This is a genomic window from Stenotrophomonas sp. AN71, from assembly GCF_050435725.1.
GTDB lineage: Bacteria > Pseudomonadota > Gammaproteobacteria > Xanthomonadales > Xanthomonadaceae > Stenotrophomonas.
The window spans coordinates 337558-359546 of record NZ_JBNDKU010000004.1 but is presented as its reverse complement, the minus strand read 5'-3'; the positions used below and the strand labels follow the sequence as shown (position 1 = coordinate 359546).

Sequence of the window (21989 nt, the reverse complement as noted above, 5' to 3'; positions counted from 1 at the left end):
TATCCGTGCCGAGTCCCTCCATCGTGAGCCACCGCATCATGCCCGTCCTGCCGCAGGTCGCCGTCGATGGAGACCTGGCTGATCCCCTTCCGCAGCGGATTCTGCTGGTCGAAAACTCCCGTGCCTTCACCAGCATGCTGCGCGAGGCCATCGAGCAACGCCTCGAGTTGCCGGTCGTGGTCGCCCCCACCCTGGCCGAAGCCGATCGCCTGCTGAGCGAGGAAGGGGGCTGGTTCCTGGTATTGACCGGCCTGGTACTGGCCGACGGTGACCGCGATGCGGTGGTCGAGTTCTTCCTCAAGCGCGGCCTGCCGACCGTAGTGGTCAGCAGCGTCTACGACGAGGACCTGCGCAAGCGCGTGCTGCAGCAGCAGATCATCGACTACGTGCTGAAGAACACCCCCGGCAGCATCGACTACCTGGTGTGGCTGGTGCAGCGACTGGAGCGCAACCGCCGCATCGCCGCGCTGGTGGTGGACGATTCGCCGTCCGCGCGTGGCTATGCCGCCGCCCTGCTGCGCATGTACGGCCATGAGGTCTATGAGGCTGCCGATGGCAGCGAGGGCCTGGCCGCGATCGAGGCGCATCCGGCGATCCGCCTTGCCGTGGTCGACCAGGAAATGCCCGGCATGCAGGGCGTGGAATTCACCCGCCGCCTGCGCACCCTGCGCTCGCGCGACAAGGTCGCGGTGATCGGCATCTCCGGCAATACCGATGCCTCGCTGATCCCGCGCTTCCTGAAGAACGGTGCCAACGATTTCCTGCGCAAGCCCTTCTCGCGCGAGGAATTCTTCTGCCGTGTCTCGCAGAACGTCGACCAGCTGGAACTGATCGGCACGCTGCAGGATCTGGCCACCCGCGATTTCCTCACCGGCCTGCCCAACCGGCGCTGCTTCCTGGAGCAGAGCCAGCGCCAGCTGCCGCAGCTGCAGCTGCACGGCCAGTGCGTGGCGGTGGCGATGATCGACATCGACCACTTCAAGCACATCAACGACACCTACGGCCACGAGGCCGGCGACGATGCGCTGCGCGCGGTGGCCGGCGCGGTGGCCGCCCACGCACGTGGCCAGGACCTGATCGCGCGCTTCGGCGGCGAAGAGTTCTGCCTGCTGGTGCCGGACATGGAGCAGGACGAGGCCCTGCTGTACTTCGAGGAGCTGCGCCAGCGCATCGCCGCGCTGGAAGTGGACATCGGCAGCGCCACCCTGCGCATGACCGTCAGCATCGGCCTGTGCTGCCTGCGCCCGCAGCGCGACGCACTGCACCGGCTGATCTCCGAAGCCGACCGCCAGCTGTATCTGGCCAAGGCCGGTGGCCGCAACCGGGTCAGCTGTACAACGGTTGCCAGCCCGCTGCGCCCGCGCGAGCCGGCGCTGTCCTGACCGGCACGCTTTGATCCAGATCAACGCCGCCTGCGGATGGCGGCTCTACAGTCGGCCCCGACATACGCATGAAGGGGAGCCGGGGATGGCACTACTGGTCTGGCAGGACGATCTGAACATCGGCATCGATGTGATCGACCAACAACACCGCCGCATCATCGAGATGCTCAACCACCTGCACGTGGCCCAGGCCAGCATGCAGCGTGCAGCGGTGGGCGAAGTGATCGACGAGGTGGTGGACTACACCATGTCGCACTTCGCATTCGAGGAAGAATTGATGGAAGAAGCGGGCTACCCGTTCTGTGCCGCGCACAAGCGCGTGCATGAGGTCTTCATCAAGCGGGTATCGGAATACCGCATGCGCTTCCAGGCCGGCGAAGACATCAGCGACGAGCTGCGCACCATGCTCTCGCGCTGGCTGTTCAACCACATCCGCGGCGACGACCAGGCCTACGCCGAGCAGGTCAAGGCGCACCTGAACCAGTTCGCCCGCGAACACCAGGGCGGCGGCTGGCTGGGGCGCACGCTCAAGCGCTTCTTTGGCTGAGCCGCAGCGCGCGCCGGTGCAGTGCCACCAGCGCGCACAGCGTCGCCACCGCGGTCAGGCACAGGTAGTAGCCGACCGCGACCAGGCCGAAGCGCTCGGCCAGCCAGGTCGCCAGATACGGGGCTGGCGCGGCACCGAGGATGCCGGCCAGGTTGAAGGACAGCGACGCGCCGGTGTAGCGCACCTCCACCGGGTAGATCTCGGCCAGGAAGGTGCCGCAAGGGCCATAGGTCAAGCCCATCAGGAACAGGCCCAGGCACAGGAAGGCGGTGACCAGCCACGGGCTGTGCGGCTGGAACAGCGGTGCGAACAGCACGCCGAAGCCGATGATCAGCACGCTGGCCACGATCATCGTGCGGCGCGTACCCCAGCGGTCGCCATAGCGCGCCGACAGCGGGATACCCAGCGCGAAGAACAACATGCCGCCCATCTGCATCAGCAGGAACCGTTCGCGGCTGTAACCCAGCACGGCGGTGCCGTGGCCGAGACTGAACACCGTCATCAGGTAGAACAGCACGAAGGTGGCGAACGCCCCCAGGGTACCCAGCAACATCGGCACCGGGTAGTCGCGCAGGACGGTCAACATCGGCAGCCGTACCGGCGCCTTGCGCTCCAGCGCCCTCTTGAAATCCGGCGTCTCGTGGATGTTCAGGCGGACCCACAGGCCAACACCGACCAGCAGGGCACTGGCCACGAACGGAATGCGCCAGCCCCACTGCAGGAAGTCGTCCGGGCTCAGGCAACGGCCCAGCACCAGGAAGATGCCGGCCGACAGCAGGAAGCCCAGCGGCGCGCCCAACTGCGGGAACATGCCGTACCAGGCGCGCTTGCCCGGCGGCGCGTTCTCGGTGGCCAGCAGCACCGCCCCACCCCACTCACCGCCCAGCCCCAGGCCCTGGCCAAAACGGCACAGCGCCAGCAAGGCGGGCGCCCACAGCCCGATCTGCGCATGCGTCGGCAGCAGGCCGATCAACACCGTGGACAGGCCCATGGTCAACAGCGCGGCCACCAAGGTGGCCTTGCGCCCAATGCGGTCGCCGAAATGGCCGAACACCGCCGACCCTACCGGCCGCGCAATGAAGGCCACCGCAAACGTCGCCAGCGACTGCAACAGCGCCGCCTGTTCGCTGCTGTCCGGGAAGAACAGGTGTGGGAACACCAGCACTGCGGCGGTGGCGTAGATGTAGAAATCGAAGAATTCGATGGTGGTGCCGATCAGGCTGGCCAGCAGGACACGGCGGGGAGAATTCACGGGCGGTGCGGCGGCAGTGATCGTCGACATCGGCAATACGGGTAACGGCAGATCGCTCGATTCTGCCACGGGCCGGTCGCCCTACGGGACGATGGTTTCAGCCGACACCGATGCCAACGGGCGCATCCACCCGCGTGGCGAAAGGTGGCAGGCGCCATCCTGTAGAGTCGAGCCAGCTCGACGCTACAACTGGATCCAGGTGGCCTTGATCTCGCTGTATTTGTCGAACGCATGCAGCGATTTGTCGCGCCCGTTGCCGGATTGTTTGTAACCGCCGAACGGGGCGCTCATGTCACCGCCATCCCAACCATTCACCCAGACGCTGCCGGCGCGCAACCGGCGTGCGACGCGATGGGCGCGGCCGAGATCGCGCGTCCACAGCCCGGCGGCCAGCCCGTAGCGGCTGTCGTTGGCCAGGCGCACCGCCTCGGCCTCATCATCGAAGCCGAGCACCGCCAGCACCGGCCCGAACACCTCCTCACGCGCCAGCGCCTGATCCGGCCGTACCTGGTCGAATACCGTGGGCTGCATGTAGCAGCCACCCGCCTCCACCTCGGCACGACGGCCTCCCAACAGCAGGCGCGCGCCCTCGCCTTCAGCACGGGTGATATCGGCCAGCACTTTGTCCACGTGCGCGGCATCGACCAGCGCGCCCATCGGTGCGTCGGCCTCCAGCGGATGGCGGGGCTGCATGCGCTGGGCGTAGGCGATCACCTGGTGCACGAAGTCCTCGCGGATCGAGCGCTGCACCAGCAGGCGCGAGCCGGCAGTACAGACCTCCCCCTGGTTGAAGAAGATGCCTTGCGCCACGCCCTGCGCCGCTACGTCCAGGTCGGGGGCATCGGCGAACACCAGGTGCGGGCTCTTGCCACCGCACTCCAGCCAGACCCGCTTCAGATTGGAGCGACCCGAATACTCCAGCAGCTTCGCGCCGGTGGCGGTGGAGCCGGTGAAGGCCAGCACGTCCACGTCCATGTGCAGCGCCAACGGCTCGCCCACGCGCGCGCCATGGCCGGGCAGCACGTTCAGCACCCCCTCGGGCAGGCCGGCCTCGGCAGCCAGTGCGGCCAGCCGCAGCGCACTCAGCGGCGAGCGCTCGGACGGCTTGAGCACCACCGAATTGCCCATTGCCAGCGCCGGCGCGATCTTCCAGCAGGCCATCAGCAGCGGGAAGTTCCACGGCACGATGGCGGCCACCACGCCGGCTGCTTCGCGCGTGACCAACCCCAGTTCATGCGGGCCGGTCGGCGCGATATCGCCATACAGCTTGTCTACCGCCTCGGCGGTCCAGGCCAGGCAGCGCACCACGCCGGGCAGGTCGATGCGTCGCGCATCGCGCACCGGCTTGCCCATGTCCAGGGTTTCCAGCAGGGCCAGTTCATCGGCGTGCGCTTCCACCAGCGCAGCCAGCGCCAGCAGCACGCGCTTGCGATGGCCCGGGCTGGCCTGTGACCAGTGGCCGGCCTCGAAGGCGCGCCGAGCGGCCATCACGGCGCGCTCCACATCCTGCGCATCGCAGTCGGCGACCTGCCCCAGCACGCGACCGTCGATCGGGCTGATGCAGTCGAAGCGAGCGCCACTGGCGGCATCGGTGTAGCGGCCGTTGATGAAGGCCTGGCCAGGCAGCGACAGCTGCTGCGACAGGACCTGCCAGTAGCTGCGGTCAGGGAAGTCGGCCATGCTGGGCTCCACGGTACGGTTGCCCTGTTTATACCGGTGTGGCCGCGACCCGGCCGTGAGCAGCGCCGCTGCCGTGCCATGTCCGGCGCCCCTCCGTCGCGACTTCGCCGTGACGCAGCTGCGCTACATTCATCGCATCGGACCCGACGGAGCTGGCATGAAGCATCCCGCGAGCGACCTGCACGACCTGGCCACCCAGCGCCCCGAGTCACTGGAGGCGTACTGGATGCCGTTCACCGCCAACCGCCAGTACAAGGCGGCACCGCGTGTGCTGGTGCGTGCCGAGGGCATGCACTACGAGGATGTCGACGGCCGCCAGATCCTCGACGGCACCGCCGGCCTGTGGTGCTGCAATGCCGGCCACGCCCGGCCACGGATCGTCAACGCCATCGTCGAGCAGGCGCGCACGCTCGACTATTCACCCGCCTTCCAGATGGGCTCGCCGCCGGCATTCGCGTTGGCACAGCGACTGGCAGCACTGGCCCCGACCCCGCTCAACCATGTGTTCTTCACCAGCTCCGGCTCCGAGGCCGTGGATACCGCGATGAAGATCGCGCTGGCCTACCACCGCCAGCGCGGCGAGGGCCAGCGCACGCGCTTCATCAGCCGCGAGAAGGCCTACCACGGGGTCGGCTTCGGCGGCATGGCGCTGGGCGGCCTGCCCAACAACCGCAGGGCGTTCGGATTGCAGTTGGGCGGTGTCGACTTCCTGCGGCACACTCTGGATCTGCAGCGCAACGCGTTCAGCAAGGGCCTGCCGCGGCAGGGGGCCGAACTGGCAGACGACCTGGAACGGCTGATCGCCCTGCATGATGCCTCGACGATTGCCGCCGTGTTCGTCGAGCCCATCGCTGGTTCTGCCGGGGTGATCCTGCCCGCGCCGGGTTACCTGCAACGGCTGCGCGAGCTCTGCGACCATCACGGCATCCTGCTGGTGTTCGACGAGGTCATCACCGGCTTCGGGCGGGTCGGCATGCCATTCGCCGCGCAGCGCTTCGGGGTCACCCCGGACCTGCTGACCTTCGCCAAAGCGGTCAGCAATGGCGCGGTCCCTCTGGGCGGCGTGCTGGCCAGCGACGCCGTGCACGCCAGCTTGATGCAGGCGCCGCCACAGGCCATCGAACTGTTCCACGGATATACCTATTCCGGCCATCCGCTGGCCTGCGCGGCCGCACTGGCCACGCTGGAGGTCTACGCCGAGGAGCGTCTGTTCGAGCGCGCCATCGAACTGGGCGAGTACTGGCAGGAAAGGCTGCATGCCCTGCAGGGCCTGCCCAACGTGATCGATATCCGCAACTTCGGGCTGGTCGGCGCGGTCGAGCTGGCGCCGCGCCGCGATGCACCCGGCAGCCGTGGCTACGAAGTGTTCCGCCGCTGCTTCCAGGACGGTGGCCTGCTGGTGCGCTGTACCGGCGACATCATCGCGCTGTCGCCGCCGCTGATCGTGGACAAGGCGCAGATCGACCAGATCACCGGCACCCTGGGCGAGATGATCCGGGCCACCGCCTGAGCCCGGGCCAGCGGCGGCGAGCGGGTACAATGGGCGGTTCCGCTCCTGCTCGTTGCCGTGCCCATGGATATCGTCGTCAAAGAAGAACTCAAGGCCTACATCGATCCGCTGACCGCGGATGAACATGACGCACTGGAGCGCAGCATTCTGGCCGAAGGCTGCCGCGATGCGCTGGTGCTGTGGGGCGATGTGCTGGTCGATGGCCACAACCGCTTCGGCATCTGCCGGAAGCATGGCCTGACCTTCAACACCGTGCAGAACACCCGCTTCCAGAGCATGGAAGACGTGCACCTGTGGATGATCGAGCAGCATCTGGGCCGGCGCAGCGTCTCTGACTTCCAGCGTGGGGTGCTGGCACTGCGCAAGCGCGACATCCTGGCGGCCCGCAAGCAGGTCGAGCAGGCCCAGCTGCAGCGCGAGAGCGACGGCACCGCCGACGTCGCCGATGAGACCGGCGAAGACAGCCCCCCCTGGGAACCGGCACCGAAGATCAGCCGGGCCGAACTGGCGCGCGAGGCCAAGCTGAGCACCAGCCAGGTCGGCATGATCGAACGCATCCACGCCCAGGCCGCGGCCGAGGTGGTGGAGGCGGTGAAGGCCGGCATGATCTCGATCAGCGCCGCCGCCGCCGTGGCCGATCTGCCGGAAGACGAGCAGCGCGCCGCCGCCGCCGGTGGCAAGGACGAACTGAAGCAGGCCGCCAAGCGCGTGCGCGAGTCCAAGCGCAAGCCGCGAGCGGCGAAGCCTGAACCGGCCGAGATGGACTTCGAGGAAGCGGACGAGGACGAGATCGCCAGCCGCGATGCCGAGGTACTGTCCGCGCTGGAGCAGCTGGGTGAGGATGCGCCGGCGCTACGCCGCCGCGTCGTCGCGCTGACCCGCGAGAACGACACCCTGCGCGCGCAGCTGGCCGCGCTGCGCAAACAGCTGGAAGCGCTCTGAACCCTGCGGTAGTGCCGGCCGCTGGCCGGCAACCCCATGAACGTTCCCGGTGCATTGCAGATGCCGGCCAGCGGCCGACACTACCTGGTGCTCATCCGGCGGCGGTTAGACTTCCGCCATGATGCTTGCCAATGATCCGCGCCGCGCACAGCTGCGGCGCCTGAAAGCCCTCGCACTGGGTCTGCTGCTGTTGATGCTGGCCGGTTTCGCGGTCAGCCACTGGCAGGGCGAGCGCGGTATCTGGGCCTGGGTCTCGGCCTTCTGCGAGGCGGCCGCGGTCGGCGCGCTGGCTGACTGGTTCGCCGTCGTCGCGCTGTTCCGGCGACCAATGGGCCTGCCGATTCCACACACCGCGATCATCCCGCGCAGCAAGGAACGCATCGGCGACAGCCTCGCCCTGTTCGTGCGCGACCAGTTCCTGGAACCGCAGGTGTTGCTGGCCAAGCTGCAGGTGTTCGATCCGGCCAGCCGCCTGGGCAGCTGGCTGTCCGACCCGGCACGCTCGCGGATGCTTGCCGACATGGCCCGCGGTTGGGCGTTGCAGGCACTGGATTTCTTCGATGAAACCGCCGTGCGCCGGCAGCTGCACAGCTTCGTGGTGCAGCAACTGCGGCAATGGAACGCGGCGGCCACCGCCGGTGAGCTGCTCGCCCTGCTGACCGCCGATGGGCGCCACCAGCGCGTGCTGGACGAGGGCCTGCAGCGGTTGGGGCGCTGGCTGGATCAGCCGGAAGTGAAGGAGCGCGCCTCGCAGCTGATCGTGCGCTACATCCAGCGCGAATGGCCGACGCTGTCGAGCACGGTGAACTGGGTCAAGCCGATCGACGAGATCGGCGACAGCCTGGCTGAACGCCTGGCACGCGCGGTGCTGGAAGAACTGCAGCAGGTATTGGCCGAGCCGCAGCATCCGCTGCGGCAGGACTACGAGGCCTGGCTGCAGAACTACGTACAGCGCCTGCGCGAAGACCCGGCGCTGGCCGAGCGCATCGAACAGCTCAAGCAGGAAATGATCGACCACCCGGCACTGCAGGAGTACGTGCAGGGTCTGTGGGCGCGCATCCACGCCAGCCTGCGCGCAGACCTGCAACGCGAGGACTCGGCCCTGGTCGGCCACCTGCAGCGGAGCCTGGCCTCGCTGGGCGCCAGCCTGCAGGCCGATCCGGCGCTGCGCGAAGCGCTCAACCAGCACCTGCTGGAAGGCGCGCAGCGCCTCACCGGCCGCCTGCGCGAAGGCGTGACCACGCATATCGCGCAGACCGTCAAGAGCTGGGACGAACGGCATCTGGTCGAGCAGCTGGAACTGAGCGTCGGCCGCGATCTGCAGTTCATCCGCTTCAACGGCACCCTGGTAGGCGGCCTGATCGGTCTGCTGCTGCACGCGGCAACCGTACTTTTCCGCTTCTGAGGCGTTCCCGGCCCGGACACGTGCCCTCACGCTTGATTAACGAAATGCGAATGCCTATCATTTGCTAATCGGTTGTACGCTTAGCCAAGCGGGGCACGGAAGCACGCACCCACCCGCCCCTTCGCCCGTGTACATCCCCCGACTACCGGGTCGCCCGCACTGCGCGGGTGGCGCACCGTCGATGGGACTCGCTGGGCGACGTGCGCGGAGCGCACGGCTGCTGCGTCTGCGCATTCCATCGCCTGTTTCGTCCTGCATGGAATCGCACCGATGGCAATGCCGCTGAACTCCCCCCGCCCCACTCTGCTGGCCTTGGCCGTGACCGCACTGATGATCGCTCCGCTGGCCCACGCCGACGGCACCGCCGATCCTTCCGCGCGCACGCTGGATACCGTGCAGGTCACCGCCGACGGCGATATCGTCGACAGCTACACGGTCAAGCGGGCCAGCACCGCCACCAAGCTCGGGCTGTCGCTGCGTCAGACGCCGCAGTCGATGACCGTGGTGACCCGCCAGCGCCTGGATGACATGGGCCTGTTCTCGCTGTCCGACGTGATGGGCCAGGTCACGGGCGTGGCGGTGTCGTTCACCGACAGCGAGCGCATCAACTACGTCTCGCGCGGCTACAACATCACCAATTTCCAGGTTGATGGGATGCTCAACACCTTCGGTGGCTACATCAAGACCAACACGGACAGCGTGATCTACGACCGCATCGAGGTGGTACGCGGTGCAACCGGCCTGACCACCGGCGCAGGCGATCCATCCGGCACCATCAACTTCGTGCGCAAGCGCCCCACCGACAGTTTCCAGATGAACGCCAACCTGACGCTCGGGCGCTGGGGCAACCGTCGCCTGGAAGCCGACCTCGGTGGTCCGGTCGCGCTCGACGGCCGCATCCGCGCACGCGTGGTTGCCGCCAAGCAGCAGAGCGATTCGTTCCGCGATGTCTACAGGCTGGACAAGGATGTGTTCTACGGCATCGTCCAAGCCGACCTGACCGACAGCACGCTGCTGGAAGCCGGCTATGAGTACCAGTCGCCACGCACCACGGGCGTGACCTGGGGCGTGGTGCCGTATTGGGGGGCCGATGGCCAGCCGGCCAACCTGCCACGCTCGACCAACCTGTCCGCCCGCTGGAGCAGCTGGCCGATCATCGAAAAGAGTGCCTTCGCGCGCCTTGAACAGCAGTTGGGCAGTGGCTGGACCGCGAAGGCCGCCTACACCCGTTCCAAGCGCGAGACCGACGGTGCGGTGTGGTATGGCGCCTCCGGCTACCCGCGCACCGATGGCAGCGGCATCAGCGCGTTTGTCGGCAGCTTCGGTGAAAACGGCGATATGCAGGTGTTCGACTTCAACGTCGGCGGCCCGTTCCAGCTGTTCGGCCGCGAGCACGAACTGGTGTTCGGCTTCGGCCAGTCGGTGCGCAAGGGTGAGGTTCCTGACACGAGTACCGCCCAGTATCCAGCCGGTTACACCCAGGTACCTGACTGGCACAACTGGAACGGCGACGTCGCGCCACTGCAGGTGACCAAGCTGGGCTACCTGGCATCGGAAGACGAGCTGCGCCAGCGGGCTGCCTATCTGGCGACGCGCCTGCAGCTGGCCGACCCGCTGACCGCCGTGCTCGGCGCGCGCTATGGCAGCTGGGAAACGCGCACCTGGACCTATACCCATGATGCCGCCGGTCGCCTGACCGGCACCCGCCGCGGCGGCTACACGCCGGACGATTCGCTGACCCCGTATGCCGGCTTCATCTATGACTTCAACCGGTACTTCAGCGGCTATGTCAGCTACACCGACATCTTCCAGCCGCAGGACTACCGCGACAAGGACAACAACTACCTGGAACCGGTGGTCGGTGACATGTGGGAAGCCGGCGTCAAGGCCGAGTTCTTCAATGGGCTGCTCAACGCTTCCGCAGCCGTGTTCAAGGGCCAGAAGGACAACGTTGCCGAACTGGACGACTCCGTGCCTGAGAACTCGTTGCCGGGCGGTGCCAGTGCCTACCGCTCCACCGGCAAGGGCAACAAGGTCAAGGGCTGGGAAGTCGAGGCGCAGGGCAGCCTGGGAGAAAGCTGGAACCTGTCGGCCGGCTTCACCCATACCGTCAGCCGCAATGCGCTGGGCGTGCGCCAGAACACCACCACCCCGGTCGACCTGTTCCGGCTCAACGCCAGCTGGCGCCCGGCCTTTGCCGACGGCCGCTTCTGGCTGGGAGGCGGTGCCACCTGGCAGAGCGGCATCTGGAGCCTGAGCAATCGCCCAAGCGCGACCTTTGCGACCACCGGCAAGCGTGACCGCGTGGCGATCGAACAGGGTGACATCTACCTGCTCAACCTGTCCGGCGGCTATCGCTTCAACGAGAACTTCACCGCACAGGTGAACGTGAACAATCTGCTGGACAAGAAGTACTACAACCGCGTCGGCTTCTATGACGGCGTGTTCTGGGGCGAACCTCGCAACGTCACCGTGACACTGCGCTGGAAGCTCTGAACCTGATGGATGGCGTCGGTTCTGCGACCGGCACCCGGCCATGGATGGCCAACCCCGGCGCACTCCCGTACGCCGGCCTTCCCCTTGAAACCTGCAGGAATGCCGTGGACCGCTCGCCCGCAACCGCCAGCCCCCGCACCTTTTTCTCCAACCCGCGCTGGGGCGTGCTGTCACGCTCGCTGGCCGCGATCTTCGGCGGCTACGCGCTGGCCTCGATCACCAGCGTGTTCTGTGCAGTGGCGCTGCCCGGGCCGCGCGGCCAGACCGTGCTGACCGGCATGCTGGTGGCCATCCTGGTGGCCGCCTGCGCCGCGTTGTGGGCATTCGCCACCCGCAGCGCGCTGCGCGCGTGGGTCGGCATCCTGGCCCCTGCGCTGCTGATGGCAGGCATCGCGCGCCTGATGGGAGCTTGGGCATGAAGAACGGATTCCGCCAATCGATGGCCTGGCTGCACACCTGGACCGGCCTGCTGGTCGGCTGGCTGCTGCTGTTGATCTTCATGGCTGGAACAGCCAGCTACTACCGGGAAGAAATCAGCCGCTGGATGCGCCCGGAGCTGCCGGCCAACAAGGTCAGCATCGACGTCGCCGCGCAGCGTGCGGTGGACTACCTGCAGCACAATGCGGCGCAGGGACAGGCCTGGTTCGTGACCCTGCCGCAGCCACGCAATCCAGCCATGCAACTGTTCTGGAGCCTGCCGCCGGAACTGGCCGACCCCAGCCGTGGCCGCCGCGGTGGCTTTGGCGATGCCACCCTGGATCCGAACACCGGTCAGGCATTGAAGGCCCGCGAGACCCGCGGTGGCGACTTCTTCTACCGTCTGCATTTCGACCTGCATTACATCCCGGTGCTGTGGGCACGCTACCTCGTGGGTTTCTGCGCGATGTTCATGCTGGTGGCGATCATCACCGGCGTCATCACCCACAAGAAAATCTTCAAGGACTTCTTCACCTTCCGCAAGGACAAGGGCCTGCGCTCCTGGCTGGACTTCCACAACGTCAGCGCGGTGATGGCCCTGCCCTACCACGCGATGATCACCTACACCGGCATCGTCACCCTGATGATCATGTACCTGCCGTGGGGCGTGAAAGTGGCCTACCCGCAGGATGAGGACAAGTTCTTCTTCGAGGCCTTCGGCGGCATGCCCGAGGTGAGCGCACCGGCGGAGGGCCGCGCAGCACCGCTGCCGATCACGCAGTTGCTGGACTCCGCGCGGGCGCGCTGGCATGGCGTTGAGGTGGCGGGCTTCACCGTGACCAACCCCGGGGCCGCCAATGCAGTGATCGACATCCGCCAACGCGACGGCAAGCGCCTGTCCACCGACACCCCGGCACTGCGCTATGACATGGTGAGCGGTGCACTGCTGGAAGAAACCCCGCCCTCCGGCGGTGCCACCGCCACCCGCGGCGTGCTGTACGGGCTGCACCTGGCACGGTTCGCCGACTGGGGCCTGCGTGCACTGTTCTTCCTGTCCGGCCTGGTCGGCTGCCTGATGGTGGCCAGCGGCGTGGTGCTGTGGGCGGTGAAGGAACGGCCGAAGCATGCCAAGAGCGGACGCACCGGCTTCGGCCTGCGCCTGGTCGATGCGCTGAACATCGGCACCGTGGCAGGTCTGCCGATCGCCTTCGCGGCCTACTTCTGGGGCAACCGCTTGCTGCCACTGGATATCGCCGAGCGCTCCAACGCCGAGGCCAACGTGTTCTTCTACACGTGGGGTGCGGCCCTGCTGGCGGCGTTCATCTGGCCGAAACGGTTGATGTGGGCCTGGCAGTTGTACCTCGGCGCGGCGGCATTCGCACTGGTGCCGGTGGTCAATGCGCTGACCACCCACGCGCATCTGGGCGTGACCCTGCGCACGGGTGACTGGGTGCTGGCCAGCGTGGACCTGGCGATGATCGCCTTCGCTGCGATGCTGGCGATGTGCGGCTGGCGCATGCAGCGCTGGACGCCGCCGCTGTCGGCGGCTGAAAAGAAGAAGCGTGCAGCGGCGGCCGCGCCGAAGGCATCGGTGGATGCTGCAGAAACGGTCGAAGCGGAGGCCAGCGCATGATGCTGCTGGCATTGACGCTGTCGTTCTCCGCGTTCACCGCATTGTCACTGGCAATGGAGAAGCACCAGCACGATCTGCACGGCAAGGCCGCCGCTTCACCGGCACGGCGTACACAGTGGCGGGTGTTGGGCTGGGCGCTGCTGACGGCGGCGTTCACGCTGTGCGTGGTCGACCACGGCTGGGCAATGGGCCCGGTGCTGTGGCTGGGGGCGATGACCGTCGGCGGCGTGGCGCTGTCGTTCGGGTTGTACCCGTACCGGCCAACGTGGATTGCGCCGTTGGCGATCGCGTTGCCGGTGTTGGGGCTGGTGATGGCGGTGCTGTAGCCGCCATCCACGCATGGCGTGGATCTACTGGACAACCATCCACGCATGGCGTGGATCTACTGGACAACCATCCACGCATGGCGTGGATCTACTGGACAACCATCCACGCATGGCGTGGATGTACCGGCCAGATATGGGTAGTGCCGGCCGCGGGCCGGCACTCCCGGACTTACCCCAACCGCTTCAGTTCCCACGCGCGGTGGATGCGCGCGTTGCGCTCGAAGTCCGGACCGATGGTGCGCGCGGTGATCTCGCGGCACTGGGCGAACTCGGCGATGGCGTTCTCTTCCAGCTTGAAGCGGCGGAAGTTGTTGGAGAAGTACAGCACGCCACCCGGCGCCAGCCGTGCCACCGCTGCACGCAGCAGCTTCAGTTGCTCGCGCTGCACGTCGAAGTCATCGGCGCGTGCGGAGTTGGAGAAGGTCGGCGGATCGCAGAAGATCACGTCGTACTGCCCACGGTCGCCTTCCAGCCAGGCCATCGCATCGGCCTGCACCAGCAGGTGCTGGTTGCCGCCCTGCCCGTTCAACGCCAGGTTGTCGTAGCACCACTGCAGGTAGGTCGCCGACAGGTCGACGCTGGTGGTGCTTGCGGCACCGGCCACGGCGGCCTGTACGCTGGCCACGCCGGTATAGCAGAACAGGTTGAGGAAGCGCTTGCCGCGCACCTGCTCGGCCATCAGCCTGCGCAGCGGGCGATGGTCGAGGAACAGGCCGGTATCCAGGTAGTCGAACAGGTTCACCTGCAGCAGTGCGTTGTTCTCGCGCACCACGATGAACTCATCACGCTGCTCGAAGCGGCCGTACTTGCTGCCGCCCTTGCCGCGCTCGCGCGACTTCATCGACACCTGTTCCGGTGGCACACCGAACACTTCACGCGCAGCGGCCAGCAGCTCGTTACGGCGACGGCGCACGTCGTTCTCTGGAATCGCTGCAGGCGCAGCGTATTCCTGCACGTGCAGGAAAGTGCGGCGCTTGCCGCCGTCTTCCTCGTAGACGTCGATGGCCGCCGCGTACTCCGGCAGGTCGGCGTCGTAGGCGCGGAAGCAGGTGATGTCCTCGCGCGCACGCCAGCTCTTGAACTTCTTCAGGTTCTTGCGCAGGCGGTTGGCCACCATCTGCGCTCCTTCACTGAGCTCGCGCGGTTGCGCCGGATCCCGACCGGGCACGGCGATCGGGTCGCAGACGATCAGCGCGCACTCCAGCGCACCGTTGAACATCTGGTACTTCTTGCCCGCGCGCAGGCCGGTGGCGAAGGCCAGCTCATCGTTGCCGCACAACAGGCTGGCGCGCCACTGCGGTACGGCCTTCTGCAGGGCATTGCCCAGCGCGCGGTACAGCGCAGGATCGGCGGCCAGGCGCTCGTCATAGGGCGGGTTGCAGACCACCGCGCCGATCTCCTGCTCCGGCGCGGCCAGGTCGGCCACATCGGCGCGGGTGAAGCGGATCGCATGGGCGACGCCGGCCACCTCGGCATTCTCGCGTGCCGCCGCAATCGCGGTCGGATCGATGTCGCTGCCGTGGATGACCGGCTTCAGCGCGGCCAGGCCGGCGGCTTCGCGGTCACGCGCTTCGCTCTGGATCGCCTTCCAGGCCGCCTTGTCGAATCCCAGCCAGCGGCTCGGCGGCAGGCTGCCATGGCGCATCAGGCCGGGGGCGACGTCGGCGGCCATCAGCGCGCCTTCGATCAGCAGCGTGCCGCTGCCGCACATCGGGTCCAGCAGGCCACCACCGGCAGCGTGCAGGCGCGGCCACTGCGCGCGCAGCAGCAGCGCGGCGGCCAGGTTCTCCTTCAGCGGGGCCTCGTGGGCCGCACCGCGCCAGCCGCGGCGATGCAGCGGGCCGCCACCGAGGTCGATCGACAGCGAGGCACGGCCCTTGCGCAGCGACAGGTTCACGCGCACGTCCGGCAGGTCGGTATTGACCGACGGCCGTTCCAGGCCTTCATCACGCATGCGGTCGACGATGGCGTCCTTGATCCGCTGCGCGGCGAAGCGGGCATGGGTGATCTTGTCGCCGGACACGTGGGCATCCACCGCCAGGGTCATCTCCGGCTTGAGGTGCTCGTGCCACGGCAGTGCACGCACGCCGTCGTACAGCGCCTGCTCGTCGGGGCAGTCGAAGTCGTCGATCGGCCACAGCACGCGGCTGGCCAGGCGCGACCACATCACGATCCGCAGCGCCTGCTCCAGTTCGCCCTCGGCGTTGACGCCAGCAATGGTGGCAGTGGCCTTGCCAAGGCCCAGGGCCGACAGTTCATCGGCAAGCAGGTATTCCAGGCCCTTGGCGCAGGAGACGAAGAATTTCACGGGATCGGTTCGCAGGTGGTCGGGCGCGGCGCAAGGGCCGGGCCGGTCGGAAAGGAGGGCCGTAGACACGGCCGGCAGGCCCGCGCCAGGGGCGGCGGGGCTGCCATTGTAGTCAAAGCGGGCGGGCGCGCCGTGCGCCCGGGCTTCACAGTTGCCGCAGCAGGCGCTCGAAGGCCTGTGCGGAGGCCTCCACGTGGCGTTCCAGGCGATGGCCGTCGTCAACCAGCAACAGCTGCGCCGAGCGAGCCTGCGCCCAGGCGATCACGCCTGCGGCGGGCACCACGTCGTCATGCCAGGCCTGGACCACGCTGGTTGGCACCGCTGCGGCATCCAGCGCCGGCATCGGGCCCATGTTGGTCGGCGGCACCATCAGGAACAGGCCTGCGACCGGCACCTGCAGCGAGGCAATGGCCGAGATGTAGGCACCCAGACTGGAGCCGGCCAGCACCACCGGGCCCTGCCGGGCGGCAATGACGGTGCGCTCGACCAGGCGACGCAGCCGGGTCGGTACATCCCCGACGCGGCTGACCTCGCTCATCGCGTCCAGGTCGGTGTAGTCGGGGCGCTCGTGGGTCCAGCCCAGACGCTGCGCCACATCGGCCAGCGCGGTGACCTTGGTCGCCTCCGGGCCGCTCTCGAAGCCATGGGAAAGGATGCAGTGGCCGCGGCTCATGCGCCGGCCCCATGGCAACGGGCCGGCAACGGAAGAGAAGGCAGGTTCATGCCGCAATGCTAGCATCGCCGCATGCCCACCCCGCTCCTGACCGGCCTGCTGTTGCAGCCGCTGCCCTATCAAGACCGCCTGCCGCTGCGCGACCCGGCCACGCTGGAGATGGTGGTGATCCACTGCACCGAGCTGCCTGACCTGGCCATGGCCCGCGCCTATGGCGAGCGCGTTCTGTACGAAAGTGGCGCCGGCAACAGCGGGCATTTCTACATCGATCGCGATGGCAGCGTTGTGCAGTACGTGGCGCCCGAGCGCGTGGCCCATCACGTGCGTGGCATGAACGCGCACACGCTGGGCATCGAGCTGGTCAATACCGGCCGTTTCCCGGACTGGTTCGGCAGTCGCCACCAGGCCATGGACGAGGCTTACACCGAGGCACAGCTGCTGGCGCTTGAGCAGCTGCTGCTGGCCCTGGTGACGCGCTATCCGTCGCTGCGGCGGATCGCCGGACATGACCAGCTGGACCGGGAGCAGGTGCCGACCAGCGACGATCCAACGCTGACGGTGGCGCGCAAGCGTGACCCGGGCCCGTTGTTCCCGTGGGCGCGGATCCTGGCGAAGGTGCCGTTGCAGCCGGTGGAGTAATGGCCGGCAGGGCTGCGCCCTGCACCCGCAGAGACAACTGCCGAAGCAAAGGACAACAACAGCATTCACTGCGATGTGCCGGATACCCAGGCTCGGAGCCGTTTTCCGCAGGAAAACCGATCCGGCCCCGCGTTGCTCAGGTGCCGGTGGCGACCGGGCGCGTGCGGTCACTGACCCAGCCGCTCCAGGAATCGGCATAGACGCGTGCGCCGCTCAGGCCCGCGCTTTCCATCGCCAGCAGCAGATGGCACGCAGTCACACCCGAACCGCACATCAGCACCACCTGCTGCGGATCGCGGTTGCCGATCACGCCCTGCAGCTCGGCGCGCAGTTCCTGTGCATCGCGCAGCCGGCCGTCCAGCACGTTCAACGCGAACGGGCGGTTGACCGCACCCGGCACGTGGCCGGCGACCGGATCCAGTGGCTCGACCTCGCCACGGAAACGCTCGCCCGCGCGTGCATCGACCAGCCAACCCGGCGCATGTTTCAACCGCGCGGTGATCTCATCGGCGTTGGCAACCTGGGTGGTGTCGAATCGGCCCGGATAGACCGGCAGCGCCGGCACCTCGCTGCGGCCGGTGGCCAGAGGATGGCCTGCGGCCTGCCAGGCAGCGATGCCACCGTCGAGCACGGCCACCTTGCGGTGCCCGATCAGGCGCAGCAGCCACCACAAGCGCGAGGCGGCCATGCTGCCGTCGCTGCCGTCGTAGACCACCACCTGGGTGTCGGGCGCGATGCCCCACTGCCCCAACGTCGCAGCAAACGCATCGCTGTCGGGCAACGGATGGCGGCCATGGCCGACGCGCTCCAGGTCGGACAGGTCGCGGTTGAGATCGGCATGCACCGCGCCCGCGATATGCCCGGCGGCGTACTGGCCACCAGCAGCCTGCGGATCGGCCAGCGAAGCACGCGCATCGACCACGCGCACGGCGATGCTGGCAGTGGCCCGCGCATCGACCACGCGCACGCCTTCGCCCAATGCGGCGGCCAGGGTGGCGACATCGACCAGGGTGGTCCACGGCGGATCGATCGGCTTCATTGCACTTGCTCCAGACGGCGTCGCAGGTTGTAGAGAATGGCGGCGGTCGCGCCCCAGATGCGCTGGCCTGGCCAGCCATACTCAAGGACGTGGCGGACGCGGCCGCGATGGTTGATTTCGACCTGGTGCAGGCTGTCCGCCGCCATCAGGTAATCCAGCGGCACCTCGAACACTTCGGCCACTTCACTCGGTTGCGGCACCGGCACGAAGTCCGGATCCACCACCGCCACCACCGGCGTGACCCGGTAACCGGTGATCGTCACGAAGGGATCGAGATAACCCAGCGCCTGCACCTGGCCCGGCGCGAGCGCGATTTCCTCCTGGCTCTCGCGCAAAGCGGCTGCCAGCGCATCGCGGTCATCCGGTTCGGTACGGCCACCGGGGAATCCGACCTGGCCACCATGCGTGCGCAGGGTTTCAGTGCGACGGGTGAGAATCACCTGCGCGCCATTGGCGCGCGGCACGATGCCGGCCAGCACGGCGGCTTCCACCGGCGGCCCCGGGGGCAACAGGTCGATCAGCTCGCTGCGGTTCCAGCCATCGCCAGCCGGCGGCTCGGCCAGTGGATGCAACGCGCGCATCAGCCGCTCGTGGTCGGCCAGCGAGCCGCGCAGGGATTGCTGCAGCTGCGCGCGCAGCGGTTGCACGCGATGCAGGACGCGGCCACGTTCATCGTTGCTCATCGATGACCACCGCGTGATTTCGTCGATATGCCGCCCGCAGCCGGTGCACTGCCGGTCCGGATCCAGCTTGCACACTCCGATGCAGGGGCTTGCCACAACACGCGCCGTTTCTTCCGTTGTTTGCACTGCGCAACAGTAGCGCGATTGGGCTGGGTTTGCGCGGGTGAAGATGCCGCCCGTGGCGGCATCGCGCTGCGCGCGTTCGCCGAGCATGACCCGGCGCTACAGATCGCACTCAGCGCAAACAAAAACGCGCCGGTGGGATCACCGGCGCGTTTCGTTTACTGCAATTGCTTCGATTTACTTGACGCTGACCAGCTTGATTTCGAACTGCACAGCCACGTTCGGCGGGAACGGGGTGCGCGGGTCGGCACCGTAGGCCTGGTCGGCCGGCAGGGTGACTTCCCACTTCGAGCCTGCCGGCATCTGCAGCAGGGTCTCGCGCATGGCCTTCATTTCGACTTCGCTGACCTTGATCGACGGGATCTGCTGGGCCGGGCGGGCTTCGGTCGGGCGCTGGCCGTACGGGAACGGACCGGCCACTTCCAGCTGCACGGTGCTGGCCTGGGTCGGCTTGGCACCCTTGCCGGCTTCGATCACGCGGTACTGGACGCCGCTCGGCAGGGACTGCACGCCGGCCTTGGCCTTGTTCGCCGCGATGAACTGATCGCTCTTGGTCTTGTTTTCGGCAGCAGCCTTTTCGTACTCGGCCTTGGCGGCCTGGGCACGGCCCTGCTCGCGCTTCTGGAAGGCTTCAACGGCCGGCTTCAGCTGCTCGGCGGTGATCGCCGGCTGCTTCTTGGCGTAGGCGTCCTGCAGACCCTTCACCACCGAGTTGATGTCCAGCTGCTCACCACGACCGGTCAGCTCCGCCAGGTTGTTGCCGTAGTCGTAACCGAAGTAGTAGCTCAGCTTGCCCTTTTCGGACGAAACGTCCTGGGCGAAGGCATTGCCCGTCAGGGCCAGGGCCGCGACGGCGACCGCGATAGAACGCAACTTCATCAAACAGTTCTCCAGGGGTGGTAACTCAGGGACGTTCTGCGCCGCCCTGAGGCGACGGGTTAGGATAACGGGCGCAACGTGTAACCGCTACTCACGATGCAGGCTATGACCTGTCTGCGTTCGCAGAGTTCAATATCACTATTTTTTAACGTTCCAGGAGTTTCCCCGTGGCCGATGCCCTGATCGCTGTCGCCGACGACGGCGCCATCCGCACCGTGACCGTCCAGCGCCCGGACAAGCTCAATGCCCTGAATGCCGCGACCCTGCAGGCCCTGGCCGATGCCTTCAGCGACGCTGCCAGCGACCCACAGGTGCGCGTAGTGGTGCTGACCGGGGCCGGCTCCAAGGCCTTCGTGGCCGGCGCCGATATCGCCGAGATGAACACACTCAGCGCGGTTCAGGGACGTGATTTCTCCCTGCTCGGCCAGGCCCTGATGCGCCGGATCGAACGCATGCCCAAGCCGGTCATCGCGCGGGTGAACGGGTTTGCCCTGGGCGGCGGGCTGGAACTGGCGATGGCCTGCCACCTGCGTATCGCCGCCGATACCGCCAGGGTCGGCCAGCCGGAGATCAACCTCGGCCTGATGCCCGGCTTCGGTGGCAGCCAGCGGTTGCTGCGCCTGTGCGGCCGCGCCGCCACCCTGGAGCTGTGCCTGCTGGGTGCGCCGATCGACGCCGCGCGTGCGCTGGCCCTGGGCATCGTCAACGAAGTAGTGTCCGCCGATGCACTGGACACCCGCGTGCAGGACATCGCCCGCCAGCTGGCGCGTTCGGCGCCGCTGGCACTGCGCGGCCTGCTCGATGCGGTGCACGTGGGCGGCGAATGCAGCCTGGAGGCAGGGCTGGAGTACGAAAGCGCGCAGTTCGGCCTGCTGTTCGCCACCGAGGACATGCGCGAAGGAACCAGCGCATTCCTGCAGCGCCGCCCGCCGGCCTTCCAGAACCGCTGACGCCATGGCATCCCGACCCAACCCCGCGCAGCTGTTCGCCCGGGTCCAGGCAGACGATCTCGATGGCGCCCTGCAGGCCGGGCTGATGGACTATGTCGTCCGTGCCGGCGATGAGCAGCTGCTGCCCGGCCACCCGGAGCTCCCGCAGCGGCTGCAGCAGGCACAGCAGCAGCTGCACGCTGCCTGGGCCGCGCGCGAACGCTATCGCGCCCGTGCGGTGCGGCTGGCACGCCGCGAAGCCGAACGCGATGCGCGGCGCACGCCCGCCCCGGCGCCGGATGTGAAACCCGCGCTGCCCGCTGCGGCGGCGGCGATCCTCGCCCGGGCCAGGGCCCGCGCCAGCGGCAAGGAGCAGTAATGGCGACAACGAAGAAGGCCGCGCGCGCACCGGTGCGGCGTGGTGGCAGCATGCCGCGCGCCGACGTGGTGGAGATGTTCACCCGGCTGCGCGAACTCAATCCGCACCCCAAGACCGAACTGGAGTACAGCTCGCCATTCGAGCTGCTGGTGGCGGTGGCGCTGTCGGCGCAGGCCACCGACGTCGGCGTCAACAAGGCCACGCGTCGTCTGTTTCCGGTGGCCAACACACCGGCGAAGATCCTTGCACTCGGTGAGGATGGGTTGAAGCAGTACATCGCCACCATCGGCCTGTTCAACGCCAAGGCTAAGAACGTGATCGCCACCTGCGCGATCCTGCTGGAGAAGCATGGTGGCGAAGTGCCGCGCGACCGCGACGCGCTGGAAGCACTGCCCGGCGTGGGCCGCAAGACCGCCAACGTGGTGCTCAATACCGCGTTCGGCGAACCGGTGATGGCAGTGGATACGCATATCTTCCGTGTATCCAACCGCACGGGGCTGGCCCCGGGCAAGAACGTGCGCGAGGTGGAAGACAAGCTGGTGAAGGCCATTCCCGCCGAGTTCCTGCTCGACGCGCACCACTGGCTGATCCTGCACGGGCGTTATGTATGCAAGGCGCGCAAGCCGGATTGTCCGGGCTGCGTGATCGCCGACCTGTGCCGGTTCAAGGAAAAGACCACGGCCGAGGCGTGATGCAGCCGCGGGTGTGTGACGAAACGAAGACGGCGGGCACAAGGCCCGCCGTTTC

Annotated in this window: 20 protein-coding genes; 13 read left to right on the top strand and 7 right to left on the bottom strand. The window is 67.6% G+C overall.

The features are described from left to right. Window positions 1-38: 38 nt before the first annotated feature. Together ABH900_RS09525 and ABH900_RS09520 are read left to right on the top strand one after the other, a co-directional pair. Complete coding sequence (locus ABH900_RS09525) at window positions 39-1382, top strand: diguanylate cyclase (protein ID WP_429622643.1); 1344 nt, start codon at window positions 39-41, stop codon at window positions 1380-1382. Window positions 1383-1467: 85 nt separating this feature from the next. Next, a complete protein-coding gene (locus tag ABH900_RS09520) occupies window positions 1468-1929 on the top strand; it encodes a bacteriohemerythrin (RefSeq protein WP_004151683.1) in 462 nt (153 codons plus the stop codon). Here the strand turns inward: ABH900_RS09520 and ABH900_RS09515 are convergent. Continuing rightward, window positions 1910-3211 carry an MFS transporter gene (locus ABH900_RS09515; RefSeq protein ID WP_429622642.1) on the bottom strand — a complete coding sequence of 434 codons (1302 nt, stop codon included), beginning with the start codon at window positions 3209-3211 and terminating at the stop codon, window positions 1910-1912. The genes ABH900_RS09520 and ABH900_RS09515 overlap by 20 nt on opposite strands. A gap of 153 nt (window positions 3212-3364) precedes the next feature. Beyond that, window positions 3365-4861 (bottom strand): aldehyde dehydrogenase, encoded by a 1497-nt coding sequence (locus tag ABH900_RS09510; protein WP_429622641.1) that lies wholly within the window; start codon window positions 4859-4861, stop codon window positions 3365-3367. 157 nt (window positions 4862-5018) lie between these two features. Here ABH900_RS09510 and ABH900_RS09505 point away from each other — a divergent pair, with 157 nt between their 5' ends. The 7 genes from ABH900_RS09505 (at window position 5019) to ABH900_RS09475 (ending at window position 13590) form a co-directional block, all read left to right on the top strand. After that, window positions 5019-6371 carry an aspartate aminotransferase family protein gene (locus ABH900_RS09505; RefSeq protein WP_429622640.1) on the top strand — a complete coding sequence of 451 codons (1353 nt, stop codon included), beginning with the start codon at window positions 5019-5021 and terminating at the stop codon, window positions 6369-6371. A 63-nt stretch (window positions 6372-6434) separates the two neighbouring features. Further along, window positions 6435-7313, top strand: coding sequence for a plasmid replication/partition related protein (locus ABH900_RS09500; RefSeq protein ID WP_429622639.1), 879 nt, complete (start codon window positions 6435-6437; stop codon window positions 7311-7313). Between the two features lie 118 nt (window positions 7314-7431). Beyond that, the gene (locus tag ABH900_RS09495) at window positions 7432-8718 is read left to right on the top strand and encodes a DUF445 domain-containing protein (RefSeq protein WP_429622638.1); all 1287 of its coding nucleotides are present in this window, start codon (window positions 7432-7434) and stop codon (window positions 8716-8718) included. A 270-nt stretch (window positions 8719-8988) separates the two neighbouring features. After that, on the top strand, window positions 8989-11214 hold the full coding sequence (locus ABH900_RS09490) for a TonB-dependent siderophore receptor (RefSeq protein WP_429622637.1): 2226 nt from the start codon (window positions 8989-8991) through the stop codon (window positions 11212-11214). Window positions 11215-11318: 104 nt separating this feature from the next. Then, window positions 11319-11633 carry a DUF3649 domain-containing protein gene (locus ABH900_RS09485; protein WP_429622636.1) on the top strand — a complete coding sequence of 105 codons (315 nt, stop codon included), beginning with the start codon at window positions 11319-11321 and terminating at the stop codon, window positions 11631-11633. Continuing rightward, window positions 11630-13264 (top strand): PepSY-associated TM helix domain-containing protein, encoded by a 1635-nt coding sequence (locus tag ABH900_RS09480; protein ID WP_429622635.1) that lies wholly within the window; start codon window positions 11630-11632, stop codon window positions 13262-13264. The genes ABH900_RS09485 and ABH900_RS09480 overlap by 4 nt, the downstream gene beginning before the upstream one ends. Continuing rightward, window positions 13261-13590: a DUF3325 domain-containing protein gene (locus tag ABH900_RS09475; protein WP_429622634.1), complete on the top strand. Its 330-nt coding sequence runs from the start codon at window positions 13261-13263 to the stop codon at window positions 13588-13590. Before ABH900_RS09480 ends, ABH900_RS09475 begins: the two co-directional genes overlap by 4 nt. 169 nt (window positions 13591-13759) lie before the next feature. Here ABH900_RS09475 and rlmKL read toward each other — a convergent pair whose 3' ends face one another. Then, window positions 13760-15898 carry a bifunctional 23S rRNA (guanine(2069)-N(7))-methyltransferase RlmK/23S rRNA (guanine(2445)-N(2))-methyltransferase RlmL gene (gene rlmKL / locus ABH900_RS09470; protein ID WP_429622633.1) on the bottom strand — a complete coding sequence of 713 codons (2139 nt, stop codon included), beginning with the start codon at window positions 15896-15898 and terminating at the stop codon, window positions 13760-13762. 145 nt (window positions 15899-16043) lie between these two features. Beyond that, on the bottom strand, window positions 16044-16571 hold the full coding sequence (locus ABH900_RS09465) for a hypothetical protein (protein ID WP_429622632.1): 528 nt from the start codon (window positions 16569-16571) through the stop codon (window positions 16044-16046). A 72-nt stretch (window positions 16572-16643) separates the two neighbouring features. Here ABH900_RS09465 and ABH900_RS09460 point away from each other — a divergent pair, with 72 nt between their 5' ends. Next, entirely contained in the window at window positions 16644-17210 is a 567-nt protein-coding gene (locus ABH900_RS09460) for an N-acetylmuramoyl-L-alanine amidase (RefSeq protein ID WP_429622631.1), read from the top strand. A 136-nt stretch (window positions 17211-17346) separates the two neighbouring features. Here the strand turns inward: ABH900_RS09460 and ABH900_RS09455 are convergent, their stop codons facing one another. The 3 genes from ABH900_RS09455 to ABH900_RS09445 all read right to left on the bottom strand — a co-directional run bounded on the left by ABH900_RS09455 (window position 17347) and on the right by ABH900_RS09445 (window position 19934). Further along, the gene (locus tag ABH900_RS09455; protein WP_429622630.1) at window positions 17347-18249 is read right to left on the bottom strand and encodes a sulfurtransferase; all 903 of its coding nucleotides are present in this window, start codon (window positions 18247-18249) and stop codon (window positions 17347-17349) included. Continuing rightward, window positions 18246-19058 carry a CoA pyrophosphatase gene (locus ABH900_RS09450; protein WP_429622629.1) on the bottom strand — a complete coding sequence of 271 codons (813 nt, stop codon included), beginning with the start codon at window positions 19056-19058 and terminating at the stop codon, window positions 18246-18248. The genes ABH900_RS09455 and ABH900_RS09450 overlap by 4 nt, the downstream gene beginning before the upstream one ends. A 174-nt stretch (window positions 19059-19232) precedes the next feature. Next, window positions 19233-19934: an FKBP-type peptidyl-prolyl cis-trans isomerase N-terminal domain-containing protein gene (locus ABH900_RS09445; RefSeq protein ID WP_429622628.1), complete on the bottom strand. Its 702-nt coding sequence runs from the start codon at window positions 19932-19934 to the stop codon at window positions 19233-19235. 167 nt (window positions 19935-20101) lie between these two features. On the opposite strand from ABH900_RS09445, the gene ABH900_RS09440 reads away from it, so the two are divergent. The 3 genes from ABH900_RS09440 to nth are packed head-to-tail and all read left to right on the top strand — an operon-like array spanning window position 20102 to window position 21934. Next, window positions 20102-20884 (top strand): enoyl-CoA hydratase/isomerase family protein, encoded by a 783-nt coding sequence (locus tag ABH900_RS09440; RefSeq protein WP_429622627.1) that lies wholly within the window; start codon window positions 20102-20104, stop codon window positions 20882-20884. A 4-nt stretch (window positions 20885-20888) separates the two neighbouring features. Beyond that, entirely contained in the window at window positions 20889-21242 is a 354-nt protein-coding gene (locus ABH900_RS09435; protein ID WP_429622626.1) for a hypothetical protein, read from the top strand. Continuing rightward, window positions 21242-21934, top strand: coding sequence for an endonuclease III (gene nth / locus ABH900_RS09430; RefSeq protein WP_429622625.1), 693 nt, complete (start codon window positions 21242-21244; stop codon window positions 21932-21934). Before ABH900_RS09435 ends, nth begins: the two co-directional genes overlap by 1 nt. Window positions 21935-21989: the final 55 nt, after the last annotated feature.

Bases quoted from the DNA above. Each gene is read 5' to 3' on its own strand.
- ABH900_RS09525 (WP_429622643.1), top strand. From the start codon at position 39: ATGCCCGTCCTGCCGCAGGTCGCCGTCGATGGAGACCTGGCTGATCCC.
- ABH900_RS09520 (WP_004151683.1), top strand. From the start codon at position 1,468: ATGGCACTACTGGTCTGGCAGGACGATCTGAACATCGGCATCGATGTG.
- ABH900_RS09515 (WP_429622642.1), bottom strand. From the start codon at position 3,211: ATGTCGACGATCACTGCCGCCGCACCGCCCGTGAATTCTCCCCGCCGT.
- ABH900_RS09510 (WP_429622641.1), bottom strand. From the start codon at position 4,861: ATGGCCGACTTCCCTGACCGCAGCTACTGGCAGGTCCTGTCGCAGCAG.
- ABH900_RS09505 (WP_429622640.1), top strand. From the start codon at position 5,019: ATGAAGCATCCCGCGAGCGACCTGCACGACCTGGCCACCCAGCGCCCC.
- ABH900_RS09500 (WP_429622639.1), top strand. From the start codon at position 6,435: ATGGATATCGTCGTCAAAGAAGAACTCAAGGCCTACATCGATCCGCTG.
- ABH900_RS09495 (WP_429622638.1), top strand. From the start codon at position 7,432: ATGATGCTTGCCAATGATCCGCGCCGCGCACAGCTGCGGCGCCTGAAA.
- ABH900_RS09490 (WP_429622637.1), top strand. From the start codon at position 8,989: ATGGCAATGCCGCTGAACTCCCCCCGCCCCACTCTGCTGGCCTTGGCC.
- ABH900_RS09480 (WP_429622635.1), top strand. From the start codon at position 11,630: ATGAAGAACGGATTCCGCCAATCGATGGCCTGGCTGCACACCTGGACC.
- ABH900_RS09475 (WP_429622634.1), top strand. From the start codon at position 13,261: ATGATGCTGCTGGCATTGACGCTGTCGTTCTCCGCGTTCACCGCATTG.
- ABH900_RS09465 (WP_429622632.1), bottom strand. From the start codon at position 16,571: ATGAGCCGCGGCCACTGCATCCTTTCCCATGGCTTCGAGAGCGGCCCG.
- ABH900_RS09460 (WP_429622631.1), top strand. From the start codon at position 16,644: ATGCCCACCCCGCTCCTGACCGGCCTGCTGTTGCAGCCGCTGCCCTAT.
- ABH900_RS09455 (WP_429622630.1), bottom strand. From the start codon at position 18,249: ATGAAGCCGATCGATCCGCCGTGGACCACCCTGGTCGATGTCGCCACC.
- ABH900_RS09445 (WP_429622628.1), bottom strand. From the start codon at position 19,934: ATGAAGTTGCGTTCTATCGCGGTCGCCGTCGCGGCCCTGGCCCTGACG.
- ABH900_RS09435 (WP_429622626.1), top strand. From the start codon at position 20,889: ATGGCATCCCGACCCAACCCCGCGCAGCTGTTCGCCCGGGTCCAGGCA.
- nth (WP_429622625.1), top strand. From the start codon at position 21,242: ATGGCGACAACGAAGAAGGCCGCGCGCGCACCGGTGCGGCGTGGTGGC.